General features: G+C 44.1%; 3 protein-coding genes and 1 pseudogene. All 4 read right to left on the bottom strand.

Features of this window, described 5'->3' with window-relative positions; translation table 11 throughout:
* Positions 1-267 (bottom strand): peroxiredoxin (locus tag BHV83_RS00460; RefSeq protein ID WP_286755303.1); only part of this gene is annotated, 267 nt, incomplete at its 3' end.
* Between the two features lie 9 nt (positions 268-276).
* Positions 277-1,173, bottom strand: coding sequence for a radical SAM protein (locus BHV83_RS00455; RefSeq protein WP_286755301.1), 897 nt, complete (start codon positions 1,171-1,173; stop codon positions 277-279).
* A 106-nt stretch (positions 1,174-1,279) separates the two neighbouring features.
* Positions 1,280-2,473 (bottom strand): saccharopine dehydrogenase family protein, encoded by a 1,194-nt coding sequence (locus tag BHV83_RS00450; protein ID WP_005636554.1) that lies wholly within the window; start codon positions 2,471-2,473, stop codon positions 1,280-1,282.
* A gap of 179 nt (positions 2,474-2,652) precedes the next feature.
* Positions 2,653-3,244 (bottom strand): annotated as a pseudogene (locus tag BHV83_RS00445) (helix-turn-helix domain-containing protein); the annotation flags it as partial.

Here is a 3,244-nt window from a genome sequence, read left to right as displayed (position 1 = left end):
GCTGAAAGGGAGTTCCTGTTTTGCGATAAATCCCTGATGAGACTTGGCACTGTCTTTGCTGACACCCACTACTTCGTAGCCAGCAGCTTGCAATTCCTTATAACCGTCCCGTAGACTGCACGCTTCTGCTGTACAACCGCTAGTGTTGTCTTTCGGATAGAAATAGAGAGCTAACTTCTTACCTTTGAAATCGCTCAGCTTTATCTCTTTCCCGTTCTGGTCAAGTCCCAGAATTTCGGGTGCTTTATCTCCTATTTGTATTGCCATATATTTATTTTACTTGATATTATAGTTCATCTTGCGTGTTACATCCGCTTTCCGGCGGGCTTTTCGTCCGAAGACCTTCCAAAGCAGTTTTCTTCCCATATGGGCAGCAGCATATGACTCGAATGTCTCCGTCCGGTAATCGAAATCATCTTGCCAGCATTCCTGGGGAGAAACATAGCAGTATGTAATCTTTTCGATGCTGTTATCTTCCGCCTCGTTTTCCTCCAGCACGATGATATTCTGCTTGTTGGGAGCCAGGCAGGTGATATGCCTGCGGCGGCATTCTTCTATTAGCGGAACCAGTACGGCATCATATCTCGCATGGATATTGGTCAGGTCGAAATCCCTATATTCGCTTTCTCCTATCTTCTGTATCGGACGGAGTTGCAGGATATCCAGTTCATCGCCGACGACCTCCCATATCCGGCTTAGTTCTTCGATATTGTTGTTGTTAATCGTATAATTGATGCGTAACTTGAACTGCGGATACTGTTTTTTTATTTCTGTGACGTTGGCGAGCAGCTTGCAGAACAAATCGAATTTACCGTTTGTCATCAGATACTCGTACGTTTCGCGTGTAAAACCATGTGCCGAGAGTGTCAACTCATCTAATCCGTTTTTTACGGCAGCGGCTAACAGTTCTTTTGTCAGCAGGTTCCCGTTTGTCGTGAGTGAAACGTAAGGGACGTTGTATCGTTTGCCCAGTGCAATGATTTTTACCAAGTCCTTGTGTAAAGTCGGTTCCGCTCCGCAGCCGACTTGAAGTTTCAGAGCACGATGGAACAGACTTCCGGCAATGGCTTCTATCTCTTCATATTTCAAGGTTCCTCGCAGACTTTTCCTTTTCTGCTCGTCGCTGAAATAACACATCTTACAGCGGAAGTTACAAGCTAGTTTGTGTACCAAGACGTAGTATGTTGTAAATATTACGAGCCATTTAGTTAATTGATAATTGACAATTGACAATTAAAAAGGATATTAATATAATTGTCAATTATCAATTGTCCATTGTTTACAGTTCTAGATCTATATTGAACAGTTCGTGCCAAGGCAGACCTTGTTCGTTCAGTTCCTTCATGAATGGATCGGGATCGAACTCTTCTACGTTCCAAACCCCTGGTTTTTTCCAAACTCCCTGTATGAACAGTTTGGCCCCGATCATCGCCGGGACGCCGGTCGTGTAGCTTACACCTTGTGCTCCTGTTTCTAGGTAAGCGGCATGGTGGCTACAGTTATTGTAAATATAGTAGGTCATTTCTTTTCCATCCTTGATACCACGGATGCGGCAACCAATGGAAGTTTCGCCTGTATAGTTTTCACCCAGATCCCCCGGATTTGGTAACACGGCTTTCAAAAATTGGATCGGAACGATTTCCTGTCCATTATACATAATCGGATCGATGCGGGACATACCGATGTTCTGGATCACGCGTAAATGAGTCAGATATTCCTGTCCGAAAGTCATCCAAAAGCGGGCACGCTTAATTGTCGGGAAGTTTTTGGTCAGGCTTTCCAACTCTTCGTGGTACATTAGGTAGGACTCTCTTGGACCGACATTCGGATAGTTCAACGGTTTGTGTATGGACAACGGATCTGTTTCTTTCCATTCTCCGTCCTCGAAATATTTTCCTCGTTGGGTAATCTCGCGGATATTGATTTCCGGGTTGAAATTAGTCGCAAATGCTTTGTGATGGTCTCCTGCATTACAGTCTACAATATCCAGATATTGTATTTCATCGAAGTGATGTTTGGCCGCATAAGCCGTATATACGCCTGTTACGCCCGGATCGAATCCACAACCCAGGATAGCAGTCAGACCGGCATCTTCGAAACGTTTCTTGTATGCCCACTGCCAGCTGTATTGGTATTTAGCTTCGTCCAGCGGTTCGTAATTGGCCGTGTCGAGATAGCTGACACCGTATGCTAGGCAGGCATTCATGATGTGGAGATCCTGATAGGGCAAAGCTAGGTTTACTACTAAGTCTGGTTTGAAGGAATTGAACAAGGTAACGAGTTCTTCCACGTTGTCTGCATCAACCTGTGCTGTTTGTACCTTTACATTCTTAATATCGGCGGCAATCCGGTCGCATTTGCTTTTTGTGCGGCTGGCAACCATGATATCGGTAAAGATATCTGCATTCATCGCAATCTTCTTAACAGCAACGGTACTAACGCCCCCTGCACCAATAACTAATATTCTTCCCATTTACTAATAGAATTAATCTTGTTAATATACAGTTTACAAGGTTTTAAACCTAACGACAAATATACGATGAATCTTTGAATAATTTGGCAAGGTAGGAGAGAAAAACAATTTCGCAGGTTAGGAAACAAAAGTTTCATACGCCGGAAACTTTTGTTCCGTGCTTGTGGAACAGGCTCCGGCTAACCGAGTTTACGCCTGTAGTATTGCGGAGAAGTGCCGGTATGTCTCTTGAAATACCGGCCGAAAAGCGACTGATCCGGAAACTGGAGGCGGTTGGCTATTTCCTGTATGTTAAGTCTGTCGATTCCAGCAATACTTTTATTTCGAGTATGACATGTTTATCGATGATGTTTTTTGCTGTTTCTCCGGAGACGGCTTGCGCGATGGCGGATAGATAGCGGGGGGGATGAACATTTTTTTGCGTAAAATGAAACTTCGCGCTGGCTGAGGCAGTGTTTGTGTATCAACTGGATAAATCGTTTGAACAAATCTTCCTACCGGTTGATTCCTCCCGGGTGGTTCTGCTTGAAGATACAATGTGTCTTATCGTAAATGTCCAAAAGGAAACTTTGCGTGTAGTTGCGAAGGATTTGTAGTCGGAAACAGTTTTCTTTATCTTTATAGAGGTCTTCCAGTGCAATGATGAGTCCGTTAATGGTGCGTGTACGTTCGGCAGGTAGCGTGACGACAGGATTCTCTTTCAGAAAATGAAAAAAAGAAGGGTCGAGCCGGACTGTTGCTTCTTGGAAAAACGCATTGGAAAATGTTATA

This window comes from Parabacteroides sp. merdae-related_45_40 (genome assembly GCF_001915675.1).
The sequence above is the reverse complement of the archived record's forward strand: the minus strand, read 5'-3'. Positions and strand labels throughout refer to the sequence as shown.

Bases quoted from the DNA above. Each gene is read 5' to 3' on its own strand.
- BHV83_RS00450 (WP_005636554.1), bottom strand. From the start codon at position 2,473: ATGGGAAGAATATTAGTTATTGGTGCAGGGGGCGTTAGTACCGTTGCT.